This is a genomic window from Mesorhizobium sp. DCY119 (assembly GCF_003590645.1).
Lineage (GTDB): Bacteria > Pseudomonadota > Alphaproteobacteria > Rhizobiales > Rhizobiaceae > Mesorhizobium_M.
The window spans coordinates 2,515,330-2,541,618 of the sequence record NZ_CP031834.1 but is presented as its reverse complement, the minus strand read 5'-3'; the positions used below and the strand labels follow the sequence as shown (position 1 = coordinate 2,541,618).

27 protein-coding genes and 1 tRNA gene are annotated in these 26,289 nt (G+C 60.1%); 7 read left to right on the top strand and 21 right to left on the bottom strand.

What is annotated here, in order from left to right; genetic code table 11:
• Positions 1-48 precede the first annotated feature (48 nt).
• A complete protein-coding gene (locus tag DZG07_RS12315) occupies positions 49-1,263 on the top strand; it encodes a DUF2865 domain-containing protein (protein ID WP_119817446.1) in 1,215 nt (404 codons plus the stop codon).
• On the opposite strand, the gene gltX is transcribed toward DZG07_RS12315, so the two are convergent.
• The 5 genes from gltX to DZG07_RS12290 all read right to left on the bottom strand — a co-directional run bounded on the left by gltX (position 1,181) and on the right by DZG07_RS12290 (position 7,757).
• On the bottom strand, positions 1,181-2,554 hold the full coding sequence (gltX, locus tag DZG07_RS12310) for a glutamate--tRNA ligase (RefSeq protein ID WP_119817443.1): 1,374 nt from the start codon (positions 2,552-2,554) through the stop codon (positions 1,181-1,183). The two genes, DZG07_RS12315 and gltX, sit on opposite strands and share 83 nt — an antisense overlap.
• An 83-nt stretch (positions 2,555-2,637) precedes the next feature.
• Positions 2,638-4,443 carry an ABC transporter ATP-binding protein gene (locus DZG07_RS12305; protein WP_119817440.1) on the bottom strand — a complete coding sequence of 602 codons (1,806 nt, stop codon included), beginning with the start codon at positions 4,441-4,443 and terminating at the stop codon, positions 2,638-2,640.
• A gap of 381 nt (positions 4,444-4,824) precedes the next feature.
• Positions 4,825-5,235, bottom strand: coding sequence for a GNAT family N-acetyltransferase (locus tag DZG07_RS12300; RefSeq protein ID WP_119817437.1), 411 nt, complete (start codon positions 5,233-5,235; stop codon positions 4,825-4,827).
• Between the two features lie 5 nt (positions 5,236-5,240).
• Complete coding sequence (locus DZG07_RS12295; RefSeq protein ID WP_119821669.1) at positions 5,241-6,926, bottom strand: NAD+ synthase; 1,686 nt, start codon at positions 6,924-6,926, stop codon at positions 5,241-5,243.
• Positions 6,927-7,043: 117 nt separating this feature from the next.
• Positions 7,044-7,757, bottom strand: coding sequence for a DNA-3-methyladenine glycosylase I (locus tag DZG07_RS12290; RefSeq protein WP_119817434.1), 714 nt, complete (start codon positions 7,755-7,757; stop codon positions 7,044-7,046).
• Between the two features lie 114 nt (positions 7,758-7,871).
• Here DZG07_RS12290 and DZG07_RS12285 point away from each other — a divergent pair, with 114 nt between their 5' ends.
• Positions 7,872-8,435: a DUF1003 domain-containing protein gene (locus DZG07_RS12285; protein ID WP_119821667.1), complete on the top strand. Its 564-nt coding sequence runs from the start codon at positions 7,872-7,874 to the stop codon at positions 8,433-8,435.
• An 11-nt stretch (positions 8,436-8,446) separates the two neighbouring features.
• On the opposite strand, the gene DZG07_RS12280 is transcribed toward DZG07_RS12285, so the two are convergent.
• The 4 genes from DZG07_RS12280 to DZG07_RS12265 form a co-directional block, all read right to left on the bottom strand.
• Positions 8,447-9,031, bottom strand: a complete 585-nt coding sequence (locus DZG07_RS12280) for a hemerythrin domain-containing protein (RefSeq protein WP_119817431.1) — start codon at positions 9,029-9,031, stop codon at positions 8,447-8,449.
• A 42-nt stretch (positions 9,032-9,073) separates the two neighbouring features.
• Positions 9,074-9,433, bottom strand: coding sequence for a diacylglycerol kinase (locus DZG07_RS12275; protein ID WP_091912661.1), 360 nt, complete (start codon positions 9,431-9,433; stop codon positions 9,074-9,076).
• Positions 9,434-9,486: 53 nt separating this feature from the next.
• Complete coding sequence (locus DZG07_RS12270; protein ID WP_119817429.1) at positions 9,487-10,284, bottom strand: class III extradiol ring-cleavage dioxygenase; 798 nt, start codon at positions 10,282-10,284, stop codon at positions 9,487-9,489.
• 104 nt (positions 10,285-10,388) lie between these two features.
• The gene (locus tag DZG07_RS12265) at positions 10,389-10,808 is read right to left on the bottom strand and encodes a GFA family protein (RefSeq protein WP_119817426.1); all 420 of its coding nucleotides are present in this window, start codon (positions 10,806-10,808) and stop codon (positions 10,389-10,391) included.
• Positions 10,809-11,186: 378 nt separating this feature from the next.
• On the opposite strand from DZG07_RS12265, the gene DZG07_RS12260 reads away from it, so the two are divergent.
• Positions 11,187-12,260, top strand: a complete 1,074-nt coding sequence (locus DZG07_RS12260) for a GGDEF domain-containing protein (protein WP_119817423.1) — start codon at positions 11,187-11,189, stop codon at positions 12,258-12,260.
• Positions 12,261-12,346: 86 nt separating this feature from the next.
• Here DZG07_RS12260 and DZG07_RS12255 read toward each other — a convergent pair whose 3' ends face one another.
• The 4 genes from DZG07_RS12255 to rpiA all read right to left on the bottom strand — a co-directional run bounded on the left by DZG07_RS12255 (position 12,347) and on the right by rpiA (position 16,657).
• Positions 12,347-13,720, bottom strand: a complete 1,374-nt coding sequence (locus DZG07_RS12255; RefSeq protein ID WP_119817420.1) for a 3-deoxy-7-phosphoheptulonate synthase class II — start codon at positions 13,718-13,720, stop codon at positions 12,347-12,349.
• A 134-nt stretch (positions 13,721-13,854) separates the two neighbouring features.
• Positions 13,855-15,246, bottom strand: a complete 1,392-nt coding sequence (gene gor, locus DZG07_RS12250; protein WP_091912652.1) for a glutathione-disulfide reductase — start codon at positions 15,244-15,246, stop codon at positions 13,855-13,857.
• A gap of 105 nt (positions 15,247-15,351) precedes the next feature.
• Positions 15,352-15,939 carry a DUF2059 domain-containing protein gene (locus tag DZG07_RS12245; protein ID WP_091912650.1) on the bottom strand — a complete coding sequence of 196 codons (588 nt, stop codon included), beginning with the start codon at positions 15,937-15,939 and terminating at the stop codon, positions 15,352-15,354.
• Between the two features lie 19 nt (positions 15,940-15,958).
• Positions 15,959-16,657, bottom strand: coding sequence for a ribose-5-phosphate isomerase RpiA (gene rpiA / locus DZG07_RS12240; protein WP_119817417.1), 699 nt, complete (start codon positions 16,655-16,657; stop codon positions 15,959-15,961).
• A 156-nt stretch (positions 16,658-16,813) separates the two neighbouring features.
• Here rpiA and DZG07_RS12235 point away from each other — a divergent pair, with 156 nt between their 5' ends.
• Positions 16,814-17,494, top strand: coding sequence for a phosphoglycolate phosphatase (locus tag DZG07_RS12235; RefSeq protein WP_119817414.1), 681 nt, complete (start codon positions 16,814-16,816; stop codon positions 17,492-17,494).
• A gap of 67 nt (positions 17,495-17,561) precedes the next feature.
• Positions 17,562-17,636, top strand: a tRNA-Val gene (locus tag DZG07_RS12230).
• Between the two features lie 35 nt (positions 17,637-17,671).
• On the opposite strand, the gene DZG07_RS12225 is transcribed toward DZG07_RS12230, so the two are convergent.
• From DZG07_RS12225 to DZG07_RS12215, 3 genes are all read right to left on the bottom strand, one after another.
• The gene (locus DZG07_RS12225; protein ID WP_091912644.1) at positions 17,672-17,860 is read right to left on the bottom strand and encodes a hypothetical protein; all 189 of its coding nucleotides are present in this window, start codon (positions 17,858-17,860) and stop codon (positions 17,672-17,674) included.
• 87 nt (positions 17,861-17,947) lie between these two features.
• Positions 17,948-19,864 carry a murein L,D-transpeptidase gene (locus DZG07_RS12220; protein WP_119817411.1) on the bottom strand — a complete coding sequence of 639 codons (1,917 nt, stop codon included), beginning with the start codon at positions 19,862-19,864 and terminating at the stop codon, positions 17,948-17,950.
• A 218-nt stretch (positions 19,865-20,082) separates the two neighbouring features.
• On the bottom strand, positions 20,083-20,991 hold the full coding sequence (locus DZG07_RS12215; RefSeq protein ID WP_091912640.1) for an alpha/beta fold hydrolase: 909 nt from the start codon (positions 20,989-20,991) through the stop codon (positions 20,083-20,085).
• Positions 20,992-21,038: 47 nt separating this feature from the next.
• On the opposite strand from DZG07_RS12215, the gene DZG07_RS12210 reads away from it, so the two are divergent.
• Positions 21,039-21,491, top strand: a complete 453-nt coding sequence (locus tag DZG07_RS12210) for a MarR family transcriptional regulator (protein WP_119817408.1) — start codon at positions 21,039-21,041, stop codon at positions 21,489-21,491.
• Positions 21,492-21,506: 15 nt separating this feature from the next.
• On the opposite strand, the gene DZG07_RS12205 is transcribed toward DZG07_RS12210, so the two are convergent.
• Entirely contained in the window at positions 21,507-22,118 is a 612-nt protein-coding gene (locus DZG07_RS12205) for a pyridoxamine 5'-phosphate oxidase family protein (RefSeq protein ID WP_091912636.1), read from the bottom strand.
• A gap of 58 nt (positions 22,119-22,176) precedes the next feature.
• Entirely contained in the window at positions 22,177-22,527 is a 351-nt protein-coding gene (locus DZG07_RS12200) for a DUF971 domain-containing protein (RefSeq protein WP_119817405.1), read from the bottom strand.
• A gap of 205 nt (positions 22,528-22,732) precedes the next feature.
• On the opposite strand from DZG07_RS12200, the gene moaA reads away from it, so the two are divergent.
• Positions 22,733-23,728: a GTP 3',8-cyclase MoaA gene (gene moaA / locus DZG07_RS12195; RefSeq protein WP_119821665.1), complete on the top strand. Its 996-nt coding sequence runs from the start codon at positions 22,733-22,735 to the stop codon at positions 23,726-23,728.
• A 1,054-nt stretch (positions 23,729-24,782) separates the two neighbouring features.
• Here the strand turns inward: moaA and DZG07_RS12190 are convergent.
• The 3 genes from DZG07_RS12190 to DZG07_RS12180 all read right to left on the bottom strand — a co-directional run bounded on the left by DZG07_RS12190 (position 24,783) and on the right by DZG07_RS12180 (position 26,286).
• Complete coding sequence (locus DZG07_RS12190; protein ID WP_119817402.1) at positions 24,783-25,157, bottom strand: GIY-YIG nuclease family protein; 375 nt, start codon at positions 25,155-25,157, stop codon at positions 24,783-24,785.
• A 77-nt stretch (positions 25,158-25,234) separates the two neighbouring features.
• Positions 25,235-25,639 (bottom strand): GFA family protein, encoded by a 405-nt coding sequence (locus DZG07_RS12185; protein ID WP_119817399.1) that lies wholly within the window; start codon positions 25,637-25,639, stop codon positions 25,235-25,237.
• Positions 25,640-25,770: 131 nt separating this feature from the next.
• On the bottom strand, positions 25,771-26,286 hold the full coding sequence (locus DZG07_RS12180; protein ID WP_119817396.1) for a helix-turn-helix domain-containing protein: 516 nt from the start codon (positions 26,284-26,286) through the stop codon (positions 25,771-25,773).
• Between the last annotated feature and the right edge of the window lie 3 nt (positions 26,287-26,289).

Sequence of the window (26,289 nt, the reverse complement as noted above, 5' to 3'; positions counted from 1 at the left end):
AGCGGCGGAATCTTTGATCAGGCATAGCGAACGTTCGGGGGGCACCTGATGGCCGGGTTGAACGGTTTGGCACGTGCATTGGCGACGCTGTTCGCTTTGGCTTCGATCCTTTTCACAACTTCGGCGATGGCCGCCAGTTCCCGCGTTTGCCGTCAGCTCGAGGCCGAGCTTGCGTCCGCTGGTTCAGGCGGTGGCGGCTCTGCACAATTTCGCAGATACGATGCAGCCCTGAGCAAACAACGTCAGCAGCTTGCTGCCGCGAAGAGCAATGCGCGCGCCGCCGGCTGCGGTTTTTCCCTGTTTGGCAGCAATGTGCAGCAATGCGCCAGGATCAACGCAAACGTCCAGAAGATGGAGCGCAACCTCGACACACTTCAGCGCAGGCGCGATCAGTCTGCCGGACGTGGCGGCGGAAGGTCGCGGGTGACCATCCTCGCTTCTCTCAATGCCAATGGCTGCCGCAATCAAGTAGTTGCGCGTCAACCATTTGCTCCTGGCACGGACAATTCGGATAGAGGCAACTATCTGGTCGTGCAGCCAAAGGTTGAGACCGTCGAGCGGCGCGAGACAATCGACAACGCTCCAGTGCGTACCGCCAGGCAGGTCGCCAAGCCCAGTCAAGCATCTGGCATGCAAACGCCGAGCGGCCAGTATCGAACCGTCTGTGTGCGCACATGCGACGGATATTATTTCCCGATGTCGTTTGCGTCATCGAAGCGCGAATTCGCCCGCGACCAGCAGAATTGCCAGGCGATGTGTCCGGGCGCCGAAATGCAGGTCTTCTTCCATCAAAGCAGCCCTGTGGCAGTGCAGGAGGTCAAGGAAGGCGAAGAGGCACCCGAGATCACCGACGAGTCGGCCGATATGGTTTCCGCAGTCAACGGCAAGCCGTATTCCGAGATGCCGGCTGCTTATCTCTACAAGCGCGAAAGCCTACCGAAGCCGGAAGGCTGCAGCTGCAACGCGCCTAAGAATTTCGAGGTGATTGCCGGAAACCCGCCACCGTCAAGCGAGGCGACCTCCTCGACCGAACCTAGCGCGTCTCCATCGATCATGCCCGTCGAGCCACCTGCCGTGCAGGAAACCCACGCAAGCTCCATTCAAAAGCTGGGATCGGAAACTTCGACACCTGAAGAAACAAAGCCGTCCGAGGCAGCACCGCTGGACCCCAACCGCAGGGTCAGGGTCGTCGGGCCTGTATTTTTGCCTGATCCAGAAGGGGCAATAAATCTGCGAGCTCCGGCCCAGAGGCAAGTCCCGTAAGCGCCAGCCGCAAAGGCATGAACAACGTCTTGCCCTTGCGCTTGGTTTCTTCTTTTACGGCACCGGTCCAAGCCTTCCAGGTCGACCCGTCCCAAGGCTCTTCGGGGAGCATGTCGAAAGCCTGGTTCACGAATTCACGGTCCTTGTCCGAGAGTTCGACGGGCTCTTCCGGGCCCTGATTGACGATGCGCCACCAGGTGACGGCATCCGCCAGCTTCTCAAGATTTCCGCGCACGGCAAGCCAGAAAGGCTCGGCCTTTTCTCCGGAAACGCCGAGCGCCGAAAGTCGATCCTGCGCTTCGTTGAACGGCAGCTGATGAAGCAGCGCGCGATTGAGCACGATGAGCTCAGCGGGGTCGAATTTCGACGCGGACTTCGACGTGGCTGCCGGATCAAACCGCTCTGCAAGCTCGGACATATGGGGCACGGCGGTCACGTTCTCCGACGTGCCGATCAGAACCGCAAGCGAGGCAACCGCCATTGGCTCCAGACCGGATTCGCGCAGGCTGCTGATCGAAAGCGCGCCGGTGCGCTTCGAAAGCCCCTCGCCTGTGCTCGTCGTCAAAAGATTATGGTGCCCGAATGCCGGCGGCTCGGCGCCAAGCCCCTTGAACAGCGCAATCTGCACACCTGTATTGGTGACATGGTCGTCGCCGCGGATGACATGGGTCACGCCCATGTCGATATCGTCGACGACGGACGGTAGCGTATAGAGATATGTGCCGTCCTCACGCACCAGAACCGGGTCCGAAAGAGAAGCGAGATCGACGGTTTCTTCGCCGCGCACCACGTCATCCCACTGGATTTCGGTGCGTTCCGTCTCGAACGGATTGTCCCTGAAATTCGGCAGCAGAAAACGCCAATGCGGCTTGCGGCCTTCGGCCTCCAGCGCCTCGCGTTCCTCGCCGGTCAGCTTCAGCGCCTCGCGGCCATAGACCGGCGGCAGCTTGCGGGAGAGGCGGATCTTGCGTTTCAGCTCCAGCTCTTCCGACGTCTCGTAGCAGGCATAGAGCAGGCCTGCAGCCTTCAACTTCTCGACGGCTGCGTCATAGGCATCGAAGCGCCGCGACTGATAGTCGGTGGCATCGGGAAAGATACCAAGCCAATGCAGGTCGTAGAGGATGGCGTCGGCATATTCCTGCTTCGAGCGCAGCACGTCGGTATCGTCGAAGCGCTGGATGAAGCGGCCGCCGTTCTTCATGGCAAACAGCCAGTTGAACAGCGCAGTGCGGGCATTGCCGATATGGATAAGGCCTGTCGGCGACGGAGCAAAACGAACGGTTACTGTCATTTTCCCCGGTTAACGGATGGATATGGCCTTGGCAAGACTGCACCCGCCGGCCACGCAGAAGCGCAGCCGGCGGATTTGGCCCTTTAGACCGCGAGGCCCTTGGTCAGTTCCAACGCCTGCCGTTCGAACAGGCGGCGATAGATGCCGCCTTTCAGACGGATAAGCGCCTGGTGATCGCCCTCTTCCACGATCTTGCCATTGTCGAACACCAGCAGCCGGTCGAGCGCGCGCACCGTCGAAAGCCGGTGCGCGATGACCAGCGTCGTGCGCCCGATCATCAGCCGCTCCATCGCCTGCTGGATCAGCACCTCCGATTCCGAATCGAGGCTCGAGGTTGCCTCGTCCAGAATGAGGATCGGCGCATCGGCAAGGAACGCCCGCGCAATCGCCACGCGCTGGCGTTCGCCGCCCGACAGCTTCACGCCGCGTTCACCCACCAGCGTGCCATAGCCCTTGGGCAGCCGAGTGATGAAATCATGCGCGCTGGCAAGCCTTGCCGCATTCTCGATCTCGGCCTGCGAGGCACCGGGACGTGCATAGGCGATGTTTTCCGCAAGCGACCTGTGAAACAGGATCGGCTCCTGCTGCACGATGGCGATCTGCTGGCGCAGCGATGCCTGCGTCACCTGCGAAATATCCTGCCCATCGATCACGATGCGGCCATCGCTGACGTCGTAAAGCCGCTGGATCAGCTTGACGAAGGTCGTCTTGCCCGATCCCGAATGGCCGACGAGACCGACACGCTCACCGGCTGCGATCGTCACCGAGAAATTCTCGTAGAGCGGCAGCCTGTGATTTCCATAGTGGAAGGTGACGTTCTCGAAATCGATCCGTCCGACGGTGATCTCAATGGGCTTGGCATAGGGCTTGTCCTCGATGCCGAGGGGCTGACCGTGGATATCGACCAGTTCCTCCATATCGTTGACCGAGCGCTGGAGGTTGCGAACATGCATGCCGACATCACGCAGGTAGCCCTGAAGCACGAAGAACGAGGTCAGGACGAACGTAATATCGCCTGCACTCGCCTGCCCGCGTGACCACAGCAGCAAGGCAAAGCCGATCACCGCCGCCCGCAGCACGAGCAGCGTCGCACCTTGCGTCGTGCCGTTGATGGTACCGCGAACCCAGGTCCGCCGCGTCCGATGCTGCCATTTGGCTGTCACCTTGGCGAGCCGGCCGTCCTCGCGCCTTTCCGCGCCGAAAGCTTTGACGACGGAATTGCAGCTCACCGCATCGGCCAGCGACCCGCCAAGGCGCGTGTCCCAGCGATTGGCGAGGCTTGCAGCCGGCGCGACATAGCCGAGCGACAGCGATACCGTCACTGCGATGTAGATCAACGAGCCGATACCGATGATCACGCCCATCATGGGCCAGTACCAGCCGAGCAGCAGCGTCGAGCCGATGAGCATCACGAGCGACGGGAACAAGGCCACCAATATCGTGTCGTTCAGCAGGTCGAGCGCCCACATGCCGCGCGTCACCTTGCGCACGGTCGAGCCGGCAAAGCTGTTGGCATGCCAATCCGTCGAGAAACGCTGGACGCGATTAAACGCGTCGGCCGCGATATCCGACATCATGTTCAACGTCAGGTCGATGATACCCATGAAGGCGATGTGGCGCATGACGATGGCGCCAAGCGCCAGCGCCAGCAGCGTGAAGAACGCCGCGAGTGCGGCATTCCATGCAACCACATCCGTCGCCGCGCCATTGGCGACAGCGTCGACCAGACGGCCGGAAAAGAGCGGCGTCAGAACGTCGGCCATGGTCGAAACCAGAACCGCAGCCGCGATGACGGTCACGCGGACAGGCTGACGCTGCCAATGGCGGGCGGTGAAGCCCAGGACGCTGCGGAAAGCGCCGCCGCGCCAGTCGATACGAAAACGAGCCATGATGTCATTCGGGCGAAAAGCGTCACCCGATCCCAGTAAAGTCAGTTTTGAAAACACCGCGAAGGACGACAAAACGTCCGGAATGCGGGTACGAAGCGAATTTGGCTGCAAGCCCGCGTTACGCGGGCGGCGACCGAGATCGAAGAGTGCCAGGCTCTGAACTTGCTTCAAACCGCCAAGCAATCAGCTTTGGCGACGGAGCATCGCAGACCTAGGCCTCAAGACCTCGCATGTAATTGTCAAATCCTGGCATTCGCACCCTCCCAAAAGGGAATCGCAGAAATTTGCTTATATGTGAGGCCCGCGTCTTCGCCAAGATAGGCCGTGTCGCAAAATGCAACTGGCATAAACGGTGAGGCGCTTTTGCAACAGCCGCGTGTGTCAGGCAGGCTTTCGTGCCAGCCGCATATACATGCCATCCGTCGAGGTAACGAAACCGAACTGTTCGTAAAGCTTGTGCGCGTCGCCGGTTCGGAGGCTCCAGCTGCCAACCGCTGCGAGATCAGGATGAGCGAGAAGTGCCGCCATGAGCTTCTTGCCGATTCCTGCGCCGCGCCGCTCCGGCCAGATGATGACGTCGCAGAGATAGGCGAAGCAGGCATAGTCGGTGACGACGCGCGCGAAGCCGACCTGCTCTCCATTTATGAAAGCAGCAGCACAGAATGAATTGTTGAAGGCACGGTGGTGTGTTTCGTCAGTCCTGCCCTCGCCCCAGTAGCTCTCCTTGATGATCTCCGAGGTCTTCTGGAAATCGATCCGGGAGCGATCGAAGCTGATCTCGACATCTGCCATTTTGATCAGCCCCGATCGCGGTACCGGTTGGTAATGGGATAGCGGCGGTCGCGGCCGAAATTCTTCTTGGTGATCTTCACGCCCGGTGCCGACTGCCGCCGCTTGTATTCGGCGATGTAGAGCAGATGCTCGATGCGGTGCACGGTGTCACGGTCGTGGCCGCGCGCGACGATGTCGTCCACGCCCATCTCATTCTCGACAAGGCATTCGAGGATATCGTCCAGCACGGGATAAGGCGGCAGCGAATCCTGGTCGGTCTGGTTTTCGCGCAGTTCCGCCGAGGGCGCCTTGTCGATGATGTTTGCCGGTATCACTTCGCCCGAGGGTCCGAGTGCAGTCGGCGGCACATGGCCGTTGCGCCAGCGGGCCAGCGCATAGACCTGCATCTTGTAGAGGTCCTTGATCGGGTTGAAGCCGCCATTCATGTCGCCATATAGCGTGGCGTAGCCGACCGACATTTCCGACTTGTTGCCGGTGGTGACCACCATCGACCCGAACTTGTTGGAGATCGCCATCAAGATCGTGCCGCGCGCACGGCTCTGCAGGTTCTCCTCGGTGATGCCTTCCTTGGTGCCTTCGAACATCTGTTCGAGCGCGTGAAGGAAGCCTTCGACCGGCTCGAATATCGGCACGATGTCGTAGCGGCAGCCGAGCGCGCGAGCGCAGTCCTCGGCGTCCTTCAGCGAATCCTTCGACGTATAGCGATAGGGCATCATGACGGCGCGCAGCCGTTCCTCGCCCAGCGCATCGACGGCCAGTGCGGCGCAAATGGCCGAATCGATGCCGCCCGACATGCCGAGCACGACATTCTTGAAGCCGTTCTTGTTCACATAGTCACGCAGGCCCAGCATGCAGGCGCGATAGTCGGCCTCTTCCTTTTCGGGGATTTTCGACATCGGCCCGCCGGTGCAGGCCCATCCAGCTTCGCCACGCTTCCAGGTGGTGACCGCCAGTTGCTCCTCGAACTGCGACATCTGCATGGCGAGCGTCTTGTCGGCGTTGATGGCAAAAGACGCACCATCGAAGATCAGCTCGTCCTGCCCGCCAAGCTGGTTGGCGAATAGCAGCGGCAAACCGCTCTCGATCACCTGCCGGATCGCCACCTGATGGCGGATATCCACCTTGCCGCGATAATAGGGCGAGCCGTTCATCACCAGCAGCAGCTCCGCGCCGCTTTCGGCCAGCGTCTCGCACACGGCCATATCGTTCCAGATATCCTCGCAGATCGGAAGGCCGAGCCGCACGCCGCGGAAATTCACCGGTCCGGGCATGTCCGGACCAGGCTGGAACACGCGCTTCTCGTCGAACTCGCCATAGTTGGGCAAATCAACCTTGTAGCGCTCGGCGATGATCTTGCCGCCGTCCAGCACCATCACCGAATTGTGCGTGCCGGTCTTGCGCTTCAGCGGCGTGCCGATGATGACACCGGGGCCACCATCGGCGGTATCCTTCGCAAGATCCTCTACCGCCCTTTCGCACGCAGCCAGCAGCGCCGGCTTCAAAACGAGATCCTCGGGCGGATACCCGACGATGAAAAGCTCGGTGAACAGGACGATGTCGGCGCCCTGGCGGGCAGCATCTGCCCTGGCCTCACGCGCCTTGGCGAGATTGCCGGCGATGTCGCCGACAGTCGGGTTCAACTGGGCGACTGCGATGCACAGGATATCGGGAGCGGAAGGCTTCTTTGTCATATCAGCGGTGTAGCGCGGCGGCTTTATGCTTGCAACGGACAGCGTCGGCAATGATTTGGGCCACAATGCTCAATGTGAGCATAACGCCCTGCAGGATGCCTGCATGCCTTCAGGCCACTATTCGCCAGTATATTCGCGGATCGTCTCGGGCGCATGGTTCTCGCCGATCGACATCGCCAGGATACGCGAGATGTGCTTGCGCGGCAGCCCGGTCTCCTGCACCCAGTTGTTGATCTGAATCTGTATCCGGGACAGATCGCGTTTCGATGTCGGGTTTTCGCTGATATCGAGACCTGCGTCGCGCAAGGCCGCGCCCATGTCCTGGGAGATGATAAAGCTATCCCAATCCAGCCAGCGCAGGAAATACTGCCCGGTATTGCCGCCTAGCCTGCTGCCATGCTTGGCGAGATAGGCGGTCAGGCCGATCTGGTCATCCGCTGGCCATTGGCTGAGGAATTTGCCGAAACTGCCATGTTCCTTCGACATGCGCTCGACGAAAGCAGCATTGTCGCGCACCGATTTGATCTTCTGCGGATTGCGCACGATGCGCTTGTCAGCGGTGAGGTCATGCCAGAAATCGTCGGGCTGGAAGAGCAGCCGCTTGGGCTCGAAGCCTAGAAAAGCCTCCTCGAAGCCCGGCCATTTCTGCTCGATCACCCGCCATACGAAGCCGGCGGCAAAGACACGCTCGGCCATGGTCGATAGAATGCGGCGGTCGGGAATTTTCGCCAAAGCCGCATTGTCGGGCGCTGAGCCCAGCAGGGCGGCAAGAACCGCCTCGCCACCCTTGCGCTTTGCCGCGCGAGCACGGATTTTATCGAAGTCGAGCATTGCGGCCTCCCTGCAACTTGGCACATCGTAGCATTTTCAATTGCATCGAAGCATCCGTCCATCCCGCTCGATGCGACCACTGACAGTCCTGACGACAAGCACATGGAGAAGATGATGCACAAGACCGTGGCCGACCTGGCGGGCCGCTGGCTGACCCGTAAGCCGGACGCTTTGACCGACCTCGAACATCGCGTGCTTCAAAGCGCTATCGACCGAAAAGCGATAGCGAAGAACACGGCCAAGGCTTACAAGGACCGCCAATCTTTCGGCGAACGTCTCGCCGATTCCATCGCGCGCGTCGGCGGCTCTTGGACCTTCATATTATCCTTCCTGCTCTTCCTCGTGGTCTGGACAGTGGCAAACGTCTACCTTCTCCGGACCGACGCCTTCGATCCCTATCCTTTCATTTTCCTCAATCTGGTCCTCTCCATGCTGGCTGCCATACAGGCGCCGGTCATCATGATGTCGCAGAACCGGCAAACCGAACGCGATCGCATCGACGCCACGCACGACTACGAAGTCAATCTGAAGGCTGAAATCGAGATCATGGCCTTGCACGAGAAACTCGATGAACTGCGGCATCAGGAGATGATGGCTATGCGGGACAAGCTAAGCGAATTGACGGAAATGATGCAGCGGCTGGAAGCGCGGCTCGCCGCTAGTGACAAAGCGGGTTGAGCAACCAGCGTTCAGCCGATACCCAGCCCTCGGTCACCGCGATCCAGTATCAACGGAATGATCAAATCTTCCTCATCGGCCAGATGCCGGGTGAGCATCGCCACGAGCTGCGTGTTTTCATCGGCATAGGCGTCTGCCGCGAAGCGTTGCTTGTCGTCGGTATCCTGCAACGCCCGCAAAAAGGCATTGGCGGTTTCCGCGTTTCGCTCAAGACCTTCATGGATCGTATGATGATCGGCATCGAGAATGTCGAAGCCGCGTTTCAAGCGCTTTTCAGCATTGGCGAAGACGGGGAAATAGTGGTCATCCTCGATCCTGTGATGTCCGTCGAGCTGACCCAAGAAGAAGTTAAGGCGCGGCGCGAAAAATTGCGCGAATTGAGGCGCGGTCAGTTTTCCCTCACGATAGTCCGCAATCACGTTGGTAAGGACACCGCCCAGTTCGCGAAACATGTCATGGCGCTGCAGCCACATATTGGCCATGCCGCCAATATTGACGTGCGCCTGCCAGGCCTCGCGCGGGTACTTCGCGGCGAGCCAACGCAAGTCCTCCGGCAGGCCGGGGCGGCGTTCAAGCTCGGTGAGAATTTCGCTCATGATGCGGGTATCCTTGTGCCCCGCGCATATAGGAAGTCGCGGCTAAAGCGGTAGGCCGGTGAACCTCTCGATGATGGCAATGCCCCAGACGCCTGCCGCGATGATCACCGAGATCAGCACGGCCAGCGAGCCGCAGTCCTTGGCAAGCTGGATGTCGATGTTGAATTCACGCGAAACGGCATCGCAGGCAGCCTCGATGCCGGTATTCAGCACCTCGACCATTATCAGGAGCAGCAGCGCCCCTATCAGCAAGGCATAGCCGCGCCAGCTCGAAGCCACGAGCCAACCGACAGGGATGGCGATCGCCAGTAGGATAACCTCCTGCTGAAATGCCTTCTCGGAGCGGATGAGCCGGCTAAAGGCTCTGACCGAATTGTGGAAAGCGTTTATCAGCCGTTCCATTGCACAAATCCCCCGCCGAATCGCCGGAAGGGGATCATGTAGCGCACCAGAACCTAGTGGAACAGATAGGAATCGTTGGCGAAAAAGCCGTGGTCGACCGAATCGTGAACCCGCTCCGCCCTCACCTTGTCGCCCGCGGCACCATAGGCGAAGAAGATGGGCATCAGGTGCTCGTCGGTCGGATGGTTCTCGGCGGGAAACGGCGCCTTGTTCTTCCAGTCGAGGATCGACGCTTTATCGTTTGCAGCCAGCCTCTCCTCGAACCACTCCGTAAAGGCATTCACCTTGGCCGCGAGTGACGGATCGGGCGCTGCACCCTGACGCATGACCGAGAAGAACGCGCGAAGGTTGTGCGTGATATGGCCGGAGCCGATCAGCAATACGCCGTCTTCGCGCAAGGGCGAAAGGGCCTGCCCGACCGCGTAATGCCAGGCAGCATCCCGGTTCGGATCGATCGAAACCTGCACGATCGGTATATTGGCCTGCGGGAAGGCCAGTTTCAGAGGCGTCCAGGTTCCGTGATCATAGCCGCGCTTTCCGAGCCTTGCAGGATCGAGCCCTGCCTGTTCGAGAAGCGTCAGCACCCTTTCGGCAAGCTCCGGCGCACCGGGAGCCGCGTAAATCATCTTGTAAAGCTCTGGAGCAAAGCCACCGAAATCATAGATCATTTCGGGCCTCGGATCGGTCACCACGGTTACGCCATGCGTTTCGAAATGCGCGGAAACGATCACGATCGCCTTGGGCGCGGGGATACGGTCAGAAATCGTCTCCAGGTAATGCCGCGCCGGCGTGTCGCTGATGACGATATTGGGGCCGCCGTGGGAAATGAACAGTGTGGGCATGGTGGTCATGGGCTTTCTCCTTGACCATCATATACGCCCGTTGAAACGGGCTGGGCAGACCGCGAGCCGTCGACGAACCGTTCAACAATCGAGAACGTTTTGAATTTTCCCGTTCAGTTTCCCGCCACTTTGATAGCAGGCGTCGATTTCGCAAATTGCGGCAGGCCGTCATCGATGTCGTAATAGTCGCCCTTGTCGGCGACGAAGATATGGCTGTCGGCTTCCAGCCCGCTGGGCGTATCGAAGGCGCCGGCCATGACCGAAATCGTATCGAGATCGTCATGCTTCCAAAAGAGGACCGAACCGCAAATGCTGCAAAAGCCACGCCTGGCACTATCCGAGCCGCGATACCATGTGACGTTGCTTGCCCCTTCGATCATGATTCTGTCATCGGGCACGTTGGTTGCTGCGAAGAAATGACCGCTTTGCTTTCGGCACTGCTTGCAGTGGCAATAGATCACGCCGCGCAATGGTCCCGATGTCGTGAAATGGACAGCGCCGCAGCTACAAGAACCAGTTCGTTTATCGTTCATCTCGTACCCGCAATGCTAAAAGGTAGCAGATTTCGTTGATGCCGCTCATATCGCCATAAGTATATTCAACTTACTTTGGCAATTGCGACATCGATCCAGAAAATCCACGGTCAACCTCGTGGGTGTGCGATTGTGAAACAATCTTTCCCCAAATCGATGCCCGTCAACTTGCGCCTGTTCTATCGGTCAATTAAGGAAACTTTAGCTCGATAGCATATAGCATGAATGCAAGCAGAGGTCGCAGGGGGGCGTCCTCATGGGCCGGTACGGTTGTATACGCCGGCGCAAACTCTCATCCCCGATCGTTCGTTTGGTCGTCAGGCTGTCTGACATTGGAAACGGGGCCGGCTTCGGTTCCAATGGTGAAGTGGAGCAACAATGCAGCCTGCGGTCGCCACAGGTGAGGAAATCAACGACCTCGCCATCAACACGGTCATGACCATGCGCCAGATGGGCGTCGTGGCCTTGCCGCGCAACTACGAGATTTTCTACGAGGCCCTGTCGGGTTCGAACCCGAAGCTCAGCCTCGAGGTCATCGCCTTGGGCAATCGGCCACCCCAGGATCAACTCGACCAGATCGGCCGCAAATATTTTGCGCAGAACCACACCCAGAGCATTGTCGAAAATGCCCGTGAAGTGATCGCCAAGGAATTGGAAGATATCGCCGGCATCATTCGCAGCGAGCGCAACCACATCGAGCGATACGGCCAGATTCTCGATCAGACTGCAGACGGACTGAACAGCCGCACCGCGATTTCCAGGGAATTGCTGCAGAAGATCGCCGGCGTCATGTCGACGGCCACGAATTCGACGATCGACCACGGAAAGCAGGTAGCGAATACGCTCAGCGAAAAATCGGCTGAGCTCGAAAGCGTCAAATCCAAGCTCGAAGAATACAAGAAGCTTGCAGATACCGACCCGCTGACGCTGATCTGGAACCGCCGCGCTTTCGACAAGGAAATCGCCAAGGTCTACAACAGTAGCCGAGGCATCCTGTTCAACGCCCTGATCCTTGCCGACATAGACCGCTTCAAGGAAATCAACGATCGTTACGGCCATCCCGTTGGCGACAAGATTCTCCAGATCATCGCCAGCATCTTCCGCACCAGCATCCGCGAAGACATGTTCGTCGCCAGAACCGGCGGTGAGGAGTTTGCGCTGATCGTCGAAGGCGCCAGCGAACAGTCGACATTCGACATCGCCGAGCGCATCAGGCTGCTGATCGAGCACACCTCCTTCTCCAGCGGCGGCCAGACGAACGTCAATTACGGGCCGATCACCGTGTCGATGGGCGTCTGCATGGCCTCTGAAGCCGAAAGCGCTGAAGACCTCTACGCCAAGACCGACCGCGCCCTTTACCGCTCCAAACTCAACGGCCGCAACCGCGTTACAAAGTTCTCCGAGATTCCTGAGCGTTCGAGCAAGAGCTGGCTGCTCTATCGAAAGGATTGAGGTCGAGAGTTGCGCAACAGAATCTTCAAGCTGAAACAAAAAAGGCGCTGGAAACCAGCGCCTTTTTCATTTTCGAAACCTTGAGATCAGCCGTTCACGACTTTCTTCTCAGTCGTGCCGGCGTCCTTCTTGAGCAAATCCGACACGAGGAAGGCCAGTTCGATCGCCTGATCGGCGTTGAGGCGCGGGTCGCAATGAGTGTGGTAGCGGTCCTGCAACTCCTCGTCGCGAATGGCGCGTGCGCCGCCGGTGCATTCGGTAACGTTCTTGCCGGTCATCTCGATATGGATGCCGCCCGGATGGGTGCCCTCGGCGCGATGAACCTGGAAGAAGCTCTGCACCTCGCGCAGGATACGGTCGAAGGGCCGCGTCTTGTAGCCGGCAGCCGTGATCGTGTTGCCATGCATCGGATCGCATGACCAGACCACGTTGCGGCCTTCCTTCTTCACCGCGCGCACCAGCTTCGGCAGATGCTCGCCGACCTTGTCGGCGCCGAAGCGCGCGATCAGCGTCAGGCGGCCCGGCTCGTTTTCGGGGTTCAGCGTGTCGATCAACTCGAGCAGGCCATCAGCAGTCAGCGAAGGACCGCACTTCAGGCCGAGCGGGTTCTTGATGCCGCGGCAATATTCGAGATGGGCATGGTCGGGCTGGCGAGTACGGTCGCCGATCCAGATCATGTGGCCTGAGGTCGCGTACCAGTCGCCCGAGGTGGAATCGACGCGGGTCAGCGCCTCCTCGTATCCGAGCAGCAGCGCCTCGTGGCTGGTATAGAAATCCGTCTCGCGCAGCGCGTAGTTGGTCTCGGAGGTGATGCCGACGGCCTTCATGAAGTCCATCGTCTCGGTGATGCGATTGGCGAGAGATTCGTATTTCTCACCCTGCGGGCTGTCGGAAACGAAGCCCAGCATCCAGCGGTGAACATTCTCCAGGCTGGCATAGCCGCCCTGCGCGAAGGCGCGCAGCAGGTTGAGCGTCGCCGCCGACTGGCGATAGGCCATCTCCTGCCTTGCCGGATCGGGAATGCGCGACTTTTCGTCGAACTCGATGCCGTTGATGATGTCGCCGCGATAGCTCGGCAGCGTCACGCCGTCCTTGGTTTCGTTGTCGGACGAGCGCGGCTTGGCGAACTGGCCGGCAACGCGGCCTACCTTCACCACCGGCTGCGCGCCGGCGAAGGTGAGCACGACAGACATCTGCAGGAAGACGCGGAAGAAGTCGCGGATATTGTCCGCGCCATGTTCGGCGAAACTCTCGGCGCAATCGCCGCCCTGCAACAGGAAAGCGTCTCCGGCGGCGACCTGCGCAAGCTGCTTCTTCAGCTTGCGCGCCTCACCTGCAAAAACGAGCGGCGGAAACGATGCAAGACGAGCTTCGGTTTCCGCAAGAGCAGCCTGATCCGGAAAGGCCGGAACCTGTTGAATCGGCTTGTCTCTCCAGGAACTCGGGGACCATTTCGTCATTGTCGCACCCAATACAATCTTCAGGGCAGGAATTGCCCAGCAAATCTCCCGCTTTCGGGAACGGCGCTCTATACAGGAAGCCGGCTGGCTATTCTACCCTGGAATTCCGCGGAAATCGAACGGTTCCGCCTGCCCTATTCGACCCGCTCGCCATTCCTGACCAGATAGGTCGGCTTGTACATGGTAACCAGTTCCTCGGCCGCCGTCGGATGCACCGCCATCGTGCGGTCGAAATCATCCTTCGTGACACCTGCTTTCAGCGTAATGCCGAGAAGCTGCGCCATCTCGCCGGCATCCGGGCCCAGTATGTGAGCGCCGATCACCTTTCGCGTGTCGGCGTCCACCACCAGCTTCATCAGCATCTTTTCCTGACGCCCGGAAAGCGTGTGCCGCATCGGACGGAAGGTCGCGCGATAGATTTCCAGATTTGCAAACTTCTTGGCCGCGTCGTCCTCGGAAAGACCGACCGTGCCGATTTCCGGCTGCGAGAAAACGGCCGTCGCTATGCAGTCATGATCGGGTTGCGTCGGATTGTTCTTGAACGCCGTCTCGACAAGACACATCGCCTCGTGAATAGCCACCGGCGTCAACTGGACACGATTGGTGACGTCGCCGATCGCCCAGATGTTGTCGACATTGGTCCGCGAATAGCCGTCGACAATGATTTCGCCTATCTTGCCGAGTTCGACACCGGCATTTTCCAACCCAAGGTTCTCGGTGTTGGGAATGCGGCCGATAGCAAGCATCACCTGGTCAACCGTCAGCACCTCGCCGCCCTGCAGATGCGCATCCAGCCGGCCATCCGGACGCTTGTCGATGGCCCTGAACATCTCGTGGCATAGAATCCGAATGCCCTTCTTTTCCATTGTCTCATGCAGCGTATGCCGCAGATCCATGTCGAAGCGGTTCAGTATCTCCTTGCCGCGATAGATCAGCGTCGTCTCGACGCCGAGACCATGAAAGATGTTGGCGAACTCGACGGCGATATAACCGCCACCGGCAATCACGATCGCCTTGGGCAGTTCCGGAAGATCGAAAGCCTCGTTGGAGAAGATGCAGTGCTCATGACCAGGCAGTGCCACGTGCGGATTTGGCCTGCCGCCGGTGGCAACCAGAATCTGGTCGGCGGTGACGGTGCGGTTTTCGTTCTCCAGCCTTATCGTATGCCGGTCGACGATGGTCGCCCGCGTGTGGAACACCTCGCCGCCTGCCCCTTCGACATTGCGCTGGTAGATCTGTTCCAGCCGCGAGATTTCTTTGTCCTTGTTGGCAACAAGCTTGCGCCAGTCGAAGCTCGCCTCAGGCACGGTCCAGCCATAACCGGCGGCATCCTCGAAATGCTCGGGAAACTGGGAGGCATAGACGTAGAGCTTCTTCGGAACGCAGCCGCGGATGACGCAGGTGCCGCCGAACCGGAATTCCTCGGCGATCGCCACTCGTTTGCCGAGTGCAGCCGAGACGCGCGCGGCACGAACCCCACCGGAGCCTCCGCCAATGACGAAAAGATCGTAGTCGTATGCAGTCATGATTCTGTCTCCGTGCGCGGCAAGTGACAGTTAGGAGCCAAAGCCGCAAAAGAAAAGCCCGGCAAGGGCCGGGCTTTTCTACTATGCAATTTTGTAAAGGCTCGATCAGTTGGCGGGAGCAGGCGCAGGCGCCGGTGCTGTCGCGTCAGGCGTCGGCGTTGCCGGATCGGTGATTGCCGGAGCGGACTTGCCCTCGAGCGCCTTGTCGAGCGCCTTGCCGGTTTCCTCGGCGAGATCGCGAGCGACGCCACGCTGCCAGATATCGGCGGCCTTGCTGACTTCGCGCGCCACGATCGGGCCATCGGAAAGAAGCTTTTTGCCCGGTGCCGAATTGTAGAAAGTGGCAATGCCGTTGAGATCCTCGACCGAGAACACCCGCGCATAGGCAAGCGCTGCTTCCTTCTCCAGGTCGGAGCGGCGGCCAGCAAGCTTCAGTGTCGTTTCGTCAACCGTCTTGGTGATGACTTCCTGAAGGTCCGGATTCTTCTGGATAAGCTGCGCCTTCAGCGCTCCCGCTGCCTGGGGCAGGATGTTGTCGTACAGGTCGGTGGCATGAATCGCCGCCACCGCCTCGCGGGCTGCCTTCAGGTGCGCGTCCGAGATTTCCTGCGAAAAGGCCGGCGACGCAATTGCGACCATTGCCGAAGCCGCCAGAACCGCGGAGAAGCGGCGAACACGATTGACCAACGTCATAATGGATAAAACTCCCTCTTTATTGGGTCGCGCGGACCGTTCTGATGCCGTCCGCACCCGCGATGACTGCCGCCTGCGCCAAGCCCAGGAACAGACCGTGCTCGACAACCCCCGGAACGGCGTGAAGACCATTTGATAGCGCTCTTGGATCGGGAATGCGGCCAAAAGATGCGTCGACGATAAAATGTCCGCCGTCTGTAACAAAAGGCGCGCCGTTCGTCATCCTCAATGTCAGCGGGCCCGAAAGGCCAAGATTTTCGGCAACGGCAGCGATTGCCAGCTCGGTTGCCTTCAGTCCGAATTTGTTCACCTCTATCGGCAGCGGAAACTTGCCCAGCGTGTCGACCAGCTTCGATTGATCGGCAATCACGATCATTTTCTTCGAGGCTGCAGCCACGATTTTCTCGCGTAAGAGCGCGCCGCCGCCGCCCTTGACCAGCGTAAGCTGCGCATCGACCTCGTCGGCGCCGTCAATCGTCAGGTCAAGCTCCGGTGTCTCGTCAAGCGTCGACAATTGAACACCCAGTTCGCGGCACAGCGCGGCGGTGCGTTCAGAGGTCGGAACACCGATGATCTTCATGCCTGCCGCAACCTTTTCGGCAAGCAGCCGGACGAATTCCTCGGCGGTCGAGCCGGTGCCGATGCCGAGCCGCATCCCGTCCGTGACATGTTCAAGCGCGGCCCGCGCCGCCTCGATCTTCAATGCTCTTGCATCCATGGGAATGTCGCCACGTCCTCGTTCGGTCGCGCTCCTAGCATCTTTGGCTGTTTCGGCAAAGGTTTTCTGGCCTTCAGGCCCAATCGACTTTGCTTGCGCCGCAAGGTCGCTCAGGCTATGCGCGACCGACTTATTCATTAAGCAGCAGGACATCTCATGAGCAGCCCAATCATCGTATTCGACCTCGACGGAACATTGGTCGACACGGCGCCGGATCTGCTCGAGAGCCTTAATCACAGCCTCGGCGCCGGCGGCGTGCCGCATACCGACGCGACAGGCTTCCGCAGCTTCGTCGGCCATGGCGGCCGTGTGATGATCGAACGCGCCTTCGCTGCCAGCAGGACGCCTCTGCCGGTTGCAGAACATGACCGGCTGTTTGCGCTCTTCATCGACCACTACGGTGAAAACATCCCCGGCAAGTCCCTGCCCTACCCGGGCGTGCTGGATGCGCTCGATCGTTTCGCCGATGCCGGCTTCCTGATGGCGGTCTGTACCAACAAGACCGAAGGTTTTTCGCGCAAGCTGCTCGAAGCACTCGACATGACCCGGTACTTCGCCGCCATCTGCGGCCAGGACACATTCGCATTCCGCAAGCCGGACCCCCGGCATCTGACCGAAACCATCGCAATGGCCGGAGGCGATCGTGATCGCGCGGTGATGGTCGGCGATTCGCAAACCGACATCGACACGGCCAAGGCAGCCGGCATTCCGGTCGTCGCGGTCGATTTCGGCTATACCGACCGGCATGCGCGCGAATTCGAGCCATCGAAAATCATCTCGCACTTCGACGAACTGACGGTGGCGCTGGCCGACAAACTTATCGCGGCGGCAAACTGATCGGTGCCTTGACTTCGGTCATTCCCGTCCCTTATATCGCGGCTCGCTTGGCCTTCGGGCAACGAGCGGGCGATTAGCTCAGCGGGAGAGCACACCCTTCACACGGGTGGGGTCGCAGGTTCAATCCCTGCATCGCCCACCATATCCCTATCCGAATTTTCCTATTTGTAGTTGGCTTCAGCGCATCGTCGGCCAAAGCATCCAAAGAACCGCGGCAAGCAACAGGTAGTTGCTTGCAAAGAGCCGCATGATCCAGCGGGCAGCACCATCGTTGTCGCGGCAAACCAGATGCACGACCAGATGCGCATATAAAAAATAGCCGGCCGTCGGAACAATGACGGCTAGCAGCACGACAATTTCGAACATACCCAACGCAATAAAACCCGCCCCAGACGCAAGGCAGTATGCTTATTTTGCGTACTGTTTCACCACCCGTTTGGGGTGCCTGAAGTCTTAGAACTCGCTGTCGGCCTGGGAGACTTGCCGGATGCTTGGCGGCGTACGCACGGCCTCGGCCTTTTCCAGAGCCATCTTCAGATGCGCATCGCGGTCATAGACGTCGCCGAAATACTCGACCTTGCCGTTCATCTCCGGCCAGGCGGTGAAGTAAGCGACATAGACCGGAATTTTTCGCGTGACGCGCTCCGACGAATGGCCTTGCTTCAGCTTCTGCGCGATGTGGTCGACCGTCGTGTCCAGCACCGCCGCTGCCATGCCGCGCGGATCCTTCAACCTGACGCAGCCATGGCTGAATGCGCGCGAATCGCGGTCGAACAGGCTCTTCTGCGGCGTGTCGTGCATGTAGATCGCATGCTTGTTGGGAAACAGGATTTTCAGTTCGCCGAGAGCGTTGGCTTCGCTGGGTGTCTGCCGCACGCTGTAGGGAATCTTTGCGCCATACTGCCCCCAGTTGATCGAAGACGATGGAATTTTTCGTCCCTTCGAATCGGTCACCTCATAGCCGGAACGGTCGAGATAACCGGGATCGCGGCGCAGTCTTGGCAGCATCTCGTTGACTATGATCGACTGGGGAACGCCCCAATAGGGATTGTAATCCACCTGCTCGATTTCATCGTAGAAGAAGCTTGTCTGATTGGTCGGCCGACCGATGACGACGCGCATCTTCAGCTTTTCCGTATCGCCGTCGATATAGCTTGCCGTGAATGCCGGCTGGTTGATGAAAACGCGGGGACTGCCGAGATCGGAGGGCAGCCAGCGCATCTGTTCCAGCGCGAAAAGCACCTTGTCGATGCGGTCCGCCTTAGACGTTCCGGCGAGCTCGCCCACGGTGCGCGGCCCGATCACGCCGTCCGGCTTCAGACCGACTTTTTCCTGAGCCATCTTGATGACGGGCACCAACTCGTCGACATAGGCCTCGCTCGCGCCGAGCCGACCCAGCACCTCGGAATATTGGCCGATGTCGTCGGGATAATCGCGTGCGATAAGCTGCAGCAGCTTCGGCAGTTCCGGGCTGCTTTGGCCCGGCCGCAAGAACAGCTTCGGATCGACGACGATGTCGTTTTCCGAACTGGCTTCCAACGACTCAAGTTCGACGCGCAAAGCCTGGTATTCCGCGTTCTGCGGATGCCAGGATTCCATATAGGGGCGCACTTCGCTGGTATGAGCCAGGGTCTTCAGAACGTTGACCATGTCCAGCGGCTTGGCTGGAAAATCGTGGTATCCGGAAATCCTGTTCGGATCGACGCGGCCATTCTGCGCATCGCGAACATAGCGCAGCACGCGTGCCGAGAGCGTCATCTCAAAGCGCATCAATTCGCGCTGGCGCGCAGCCATGTCGTCGAGCGAATAGCCGGTGGCGGGCACCGTGACGGCGTAGTCGGCCGCGTCCAGTCCATGGGTAGGCGCCTCGCCGAGAACGCGAACCGCATCCTGCGCCCGCGCGTTCGCGGTCGCGCCGCTTACCCAGATGTAATCGGAATTAGCCGCGTAATAGTCGGTAAGGGCTTTGGCGACATCCTTTTCAGCCGAGAGGTCAAACCCGTCCAGACCGGCAAGTCCCTCCCGAAAGGAGGTTCCACCCAGCGATGGCTCGAATGACACCGGCTGCGTAATCTTCGACAGCGCGCCGAGGTCCACGCGAACGAGCGGATCGGCTTTGTAGGTGTAATAGGTCGGCCCGGTGATCTTGGCCACCGCAGCAGGAGTTCCTGTTGCCGTACGCTTGGGTTTGGGCACCCGCCTCTCGGCGTGCGGCGGCGGTGGAAATTCTTCCCTCTGCATCCGCTGGACGCGCCCGCCTCCGAACAAGGCATCGAATAACCCTTGAGCGTCTGCAGGTGCGCCGAAAGCCAGCGAGGCGGCAAGAACCGTTATCGGCAGCGCTACGGTTCTTTTCAGAGAGAAATTCATCGATCATCCGTCTCCGCCCGGTATCTCGGACGGTTTCCCGTTTCTCGCCGCGCCGAGAACGATCGGCTCGTTCACTACCGATGTAGGACGCGACTATATCGATTCATACCGATTTCGTTAAGGGAAGATAAATTTCGCCAACGTTGTTGCCTCGCCGCTTCACAAGGGCGTGAGCGACGCCGGAAAACGGATCGGTCGCGATGCTGTAGCGGTGACTGCTAATGGACGACGGCTTGCTCGCGTGGCTGTTCCACGAAACCCACCGCTTCCGACACGACATTCTGGTCGGATAATATGCGGCGATGCCCGAGGTTTTCGGCCCACAAAAGCCTGACATGGTCGCCGGCAGCCGCAAGCGTCTTTGCGTCTGAAGCCGGCACCTCCGCATCGTTGGGCGCGTGGATGACAAGCGTCGGGATCTGCATCTGCGCGATATATCGGGACGCTACGAACTCGGCCATCGGATGACCGGAGATTCGCTTGATCTGCTTGTCGAGCGCGCGGGCCGATTTTTCCCCGACATTCGTATGTCTGCGAAATCCATTGAGCACGTCCGTCAGCGCGTTTGGCGCTGCGATCATCACGAGACGTTCCGTCGGCAGAGGCGCTGTGCCCTTGATCATGCCGGAGGCCGCACAAGCTGCGACCGCGCCGCCGAAAGAGTGGCCGACAACCGCTGCAAACGGGCCGAACCATTGCGCCGCCGCTGCGGTCGCTTCGACGGCCATGGCCATGTTGAGCCTGCGGCCCGTCGACCCGCCGTGCCCCGGCAGATCGAGCGACATCACGCGAAAGCCCGCTTTGCGATAACCGTCGATGAGGGCGCGCATATATTCGGTGCGCGAGCGCCAGCCATGGATGACGAGCACGGTTGCGGTTGCGGGATGGCCCTCGGGGCGAAACTCGTGAACGCTCACGCATCCTGAGCCGACTTTCAGCCGGTGATGCCGCGCCTCAGCCATGAAGCCCCTGGCCGCTTCGACCGCGCGCCGCTCGCCTGCACTCAGCTTTTTCGGGTCAGGTGTTCGGCAGAAGAGCTCAAACGCAGCGCGTCCGCCCAATCGCGGTGCTATATGTTCGGCAGCACCGAAGACACCCCGGATGACCTTCAAACCAATTGATGCCATATTGACGATCCGACCAACGGTTCAACTGTGAACATAATAGTTCAAACATGAACAATAAGCAAGACCTCCCCTGGGACAATCCGCGGTTCCGCAACTGGATCGCTTTGGTGCGCGCCGAAAAGGCCGTCGTGGCAGCCTTGAGCAAGGCGCTGCAGCCGCTCGACCTGAAACTCGCGCAGCTCGACATGCTGATGAACCTCTACCGGCATCCAGGCATGTCCCAGCATGATCTCGCCCGCAAATTGCTGGTCGGACGGTCGAATATTACCATGCTTCTGCCCCAGCTGGAAAAGCGCGGCCTGCTTACCCGCGAAAACGACGCCAAGGACAAGCGAATCATGCGGCTGACCCTCACGGGCAATGGCGAGGAACTCCTGATGGAAGCCCTGCACATCTATAACGGCCTGATCGAGACGGTGATGGCCCAGACCTCCCCGTCCGAATGCGACCGCATGGGCGCTATGATGACACGCATTTCCGAGGTGATGAAAAACACCTGAAGGCGGTCGCGCCTCCTACCACATGCTGGCTTTTGCGCGCTCCGGCCATTCGCGATCGTACTTCTCGCCGTCGATGTTTTTCCGGCTTGTCACCGCAAGTATCTGGCCCGGCGTCGGCAGCGACTTCGGATCGACGTGCTTTTCCGGGTTCCACAATTCGGACCGGACGATGGCCCGCGCGCACTGGAAATAGACGGCCTCGACCTTGATCACAGTAACCGAGCGCGCCGGCTTGCCTTCGACCGTGAAGGACGCGCATAGCTCGGCATCCGTGGTGATGTAGGCGCGGCCGTTGACCCGCAAGGTCGTGCCGGAGCCCGGGACGAGAAACAGCAGCGCCACCTTGTCGTCGCGGATGATGTTCTTCAGCGAATCGGCGCGGTTGTTTCCGCGCCGGTCGGGCATCATCAGCGTCCGTTCGTCGTGGATGCGCACGAAGCCGGCGAGATCGCCGCGCGGCGAGCAGTCGAGACCTTCCGGGCCGGTAGTAGCAAGGGCTGCGAAGGGCGACGCTTCGATGAAGGCCGCATATTCGGGAATGATGTGGTCGAGTTCCTTGACCAGCGAGGTCTCGCCGGGCAGGCCGTAGAGCGCTTCGAGCTGTTCGACGGTGGTGATTTTCGACATTCCCAAACCTCCGTTTCCTGCTCGCGCCGTATGCTAACTCGATGACGCTTTTAAGACGCTATCCCCGGCTCATGCCCTTTTGCTGAAGCTCGGCGAGATAGGCGTTCCAGCGCTCGTCCTTCTCGTGGCCCAACGTATGCAGATAGTTCCAGGTGAAGATGCCGGTGTCGTGCGTGTCGTCGAAGATGATGCGCACCGCATAATTGCCGACCGGCTCGATCCTGGAGATTGCCACGTTGCGTTTGCCCGGCACCGTGACGCGCTGTTCCGGCGAATGCCCCTGCACTTCCGCCGAGGGCGAAGCGACGCGCAGCAGTTCGGCCGACAGCTCGAACGGATGGTGGTTGGGAAACGTCACCGTCAGCGTGCGGCGATCCTTCGATACTCTCAGTTCAGTTGGCGCCGTCATCGTCCTGCCCTTGTTTCGGCCCCTTCCCTACGCGCCTTCGGGTTCACCGAAAAGGTGAAAAAGCTGTGCCACAAAGCCGACATTGCAGCGTCGGCTACGGAGATGTTACCAAAGACCGATATCACCTATCTTGAATGACGGGTACGAATACACGACATTCAGGGGCAAGAGCCGTCACGCTGACGGCATGAGGAAGCGCCTTCGCATGAACATGATCGATCCATTCGGTCGCACGATCAGCTATCTGCGCGTGTCGGTCACCGACCGCTGCGACTTCCGCTGCACCTATTGCATGGCGGAAGACATGACCTTTTTGCCCAAGAAGGATCTGCTCTCGCTGGAAGAGCTCGACCGGCTGTGCACCGTCTTCATCGAGAAAGGCGTGCGCAGATTGCGGCTGACCGGCGGCGAACCGCTGGTGCGCAAGAACATCATGCATCTGGTGCGCGAGCTGTCGCGCCACCTCAAGAGCGGTGCTCTGGAAGAGCTGACGCTGACCACCAACGGCTCGCAGCTTGCCCGCTTCGCCGGGGAGCTCGCCGATTGCGGCGTCAAGCGCATCAATGTTTCGCTCGACACGCTCGACGCGCAGAAATTCCATGCCGTCACCCGCTGGGGCCATCTCGACAAGGTGATGGCCGGCATCGACGCCGCGCAGGCTGCCGGGCTCAAGATCAAGCTCAACGCGGTGGCGCTGAAGGGCTTCAACGATATCGAGCTGCCCGAGATGCTGCGCTGGGCGCATGGCCGCGGCATGGACCTGACCGTCATCGAGACCATGCCGATGGGCGAGATCGATCTTGACCGCACCGACCAGTATCTGCCGCTGTCGCTGCTGCGCGCCGATCTCGAGCGCCAGTTCACGCTGACCGACATTCCCTACAAGACCGGCGGCCCGGCGCGCTATGTCGAGGTTGCCGAGACCGGCGGCCGGCTCGGCTTCATCACGCCGATGACGCATAATTTCTGCGAAAGCTGCAACCGCGTGCGGCTGACCTGCACCGGCACGCTCTATATGTGTCTCGGCCAGGAAGACGCCGCCGACCTGCGCGCACCGCTGCGCGCCTCCGAAGGCAACGAACTTCTCTCCAGCGCCATCGACGAAGCCATCGGCCGCAAGCCCAAGGGCCACGACTTCATCATCGACCGCCGCACCAGCCGCCCCGCCGTCTCGCGCCATATGAGCGTTACCGGCGGGTGAAGGTCGGCTCCTCTTCCTTCCCCTTGTGGGAGAAGGTGGATTAGCGCGTAGCGCCAAGACGGATGAGGGTGCTGGACGGAGTGATTTCTGTTCCGAAGGTGTGGCAGGCATAGCTACCCGTCCCCTCGTCGCATTTCTTCCAACACCCCTCATCCGACCTCCCCTTCGGATCGGCCACCTTCTCCCACAAGGGGAGAAGGAGAGGCGCGCTTCATCATCGCCACGCCCTGTCCCCGGTGCATTCCGGTGCGTCCTTCGAGGCTCGCTTCGCTCGCACCTCAGGATGAGGGAGGTTAGCGCAATTCTCCCTGATCCTGAAACGCACCTACCCTTCATGAAAAGGACTTCTGCGGGCACATCCTCCCTCATCCTGAGGTGCGAGCGTAGCGAGCCTCGAAGGACGCACCTATTCATCGCCACGCCTGCTTTCGCATCTGGCCATTGTCAAAGAACTGGGAATGCGGGGCGCAAAGGCCTTGCCTTCCTAAGTGTAATTCGTGGCGCAGCCTATGCGCCCCGCCAGCGCTCTTGTCCCGCTCAGTCGCCTCCACATTCGCGTGGCCAGCCGCCGCCAAGGACCCGGGCTTAGGGGTTCATCACCCAGCAGTGCTACCGCAGCACCACCAGCCCGGACGCCGACGCTTCCCCCTGATACCCGGTGCGCACCAGGGATCCCGTTGGAAGCGGATTTGCGGGGACGAGTATGAGCGAGGCTGGAAAGAGGGGGATAAATCGGATGTGAGAAAATGTGCGGTGTGAATGAAAACAATGGGTTGAGTGGAAATGCTCCTAAAATCTTTCCCCACTTTTCCGGTTCCGGCAGTTCTGCACCGCAGCGGCTTCATCGACGTTCCGGCATGGATTCCCGGGCTCTTCGCCCTTAGCTTCGCTCGCTCACGAGGTCGAGAATGACGGATGTCAAGGAATGCTCGGCTCAAATCACTTGCGTTGGAGAGAAGGGTTGCTTTGCAGAACTCTCGTGCAAGTCGCCAGCGTCCGAGATTGGCGACGAATCTAAAATGCAATTCGTCATTCTCGACCTCGTGAGCGAGCGTTAGCGAGTGGAGAGTGTCGGGAATCCATGCCTGAACGGCAACGCGAGCCGGCGGTGCAGAACAAGCGCAACGAAATGCCTCCCGTCAAAGCAAATGCCACGAATGTCGTGCCAATGTGGATTGCGCTCCTCGATGAGGTTGATCTTCCACTGACGTGGCCACTTCTTGATCACCTTCTCGCGGGCGACGGCATCGACGACCAGATCGTATTCGTCGAACCAGACAAGGCGCATGACGCCATATCGGGCGACGAATTTCGAACCGGTTCCGGTCTGGTGCTGCAGCAAACGGCCGGCAAGGTCTGACGTGACGCCGACGTAGAGCGTCCCGTTCTTCTGTGAAGCGAGAATGTAGACATACCCCCGTCTGCCCATATCGCCGAGTGTAAAGCCAAAGCTTTGCGGAGCAAGGGCGTCTGCTCTCTTACCGCAGCCCCATCGTCCACCTTCCCCTACTCCGCCCCCGCCTCCACATGCCACCATTTCGGCCGTCCGCCTCGGTTGGTATGATAGGTGGGCATCAGTTCCTTTGCCGCCGGCTTGTCGAAGGCTCCGAGCAGCAGGGCAACGACGGGGTTGTCGTCGATCGCGCCGAGCGAGCTGCCGCAGGTGGGGCAGAAAGCGCGGCTGGAATAGTCCGACGAGCGATAGACGGACGGCTTGCCGGCGGGTCCGGTCCACGCCACCCGGTCGCTTGGGAACTCGACCCAGGGCGCCGTCAATGCGCCGGTGTGGCGCTGGCACATGCGGCACGAGCAGGTGTGCGGCTTTTCAGCCGGGCCGGTCGCCTCGAAGCGAACGGCGCCGCAAAGGCAGCCTCCGGTGTGCAGCTTTGGTTTTTTCGCTCGCGCTTTCATCAGCCCCCACAGCAAAGTCCGCAATCATAAACCCGGTGCGGAATCTCAGACTGGATCGGTTCTGATCGAGTCTCAAGCCATGAACAAGCCAGATTAATCGCCGTGCCTCGCGCCGCCGGACGGCAGTTGCCTCAGTTCGCTGTGGCCCGCTCCGCCTGCTGCCGCGCGACCACCTCAAGATAGGCCGCCTGCAGCGTCTCGCGCACCGTCGGGCCGGAAGTGGTGCTCGGCGCGCCAAGCTGCTCGACGCGCAGCTCGGCCATGAATTTCTCCCACATCGGCAGCCCGCCCTCCTCCAGCAGCCGGGCGCGGATGCTGAGCTCCTCGCTGACCGGAAGCCATTTGCGGCCCCAGGCGCCGAGATGGGCCATGATCGGCACCAGTTCGATCGCCATCTCGGTCAGGCTGTAGATCGCCTTCTGCTTGTGGCTCGGGTCGTCCGTCTTGGTGAGCATGCCCTCTTCCAGCAGCATCTTCATGCGGTCGGCGAGGATGTTGGACGAAATGCCCTCTTCCGACCGCAAAAGCTCGCGAAAGTGGCGTTTGCCGCCGAAGATCATGTCGCGAAGGATCAGCAGGCTCCATTTGTCGCCGAACACTTCGAGCGAGAGGTTTATCGGGCAGCCCGAGCGATGAGCAGCGTCCATCAA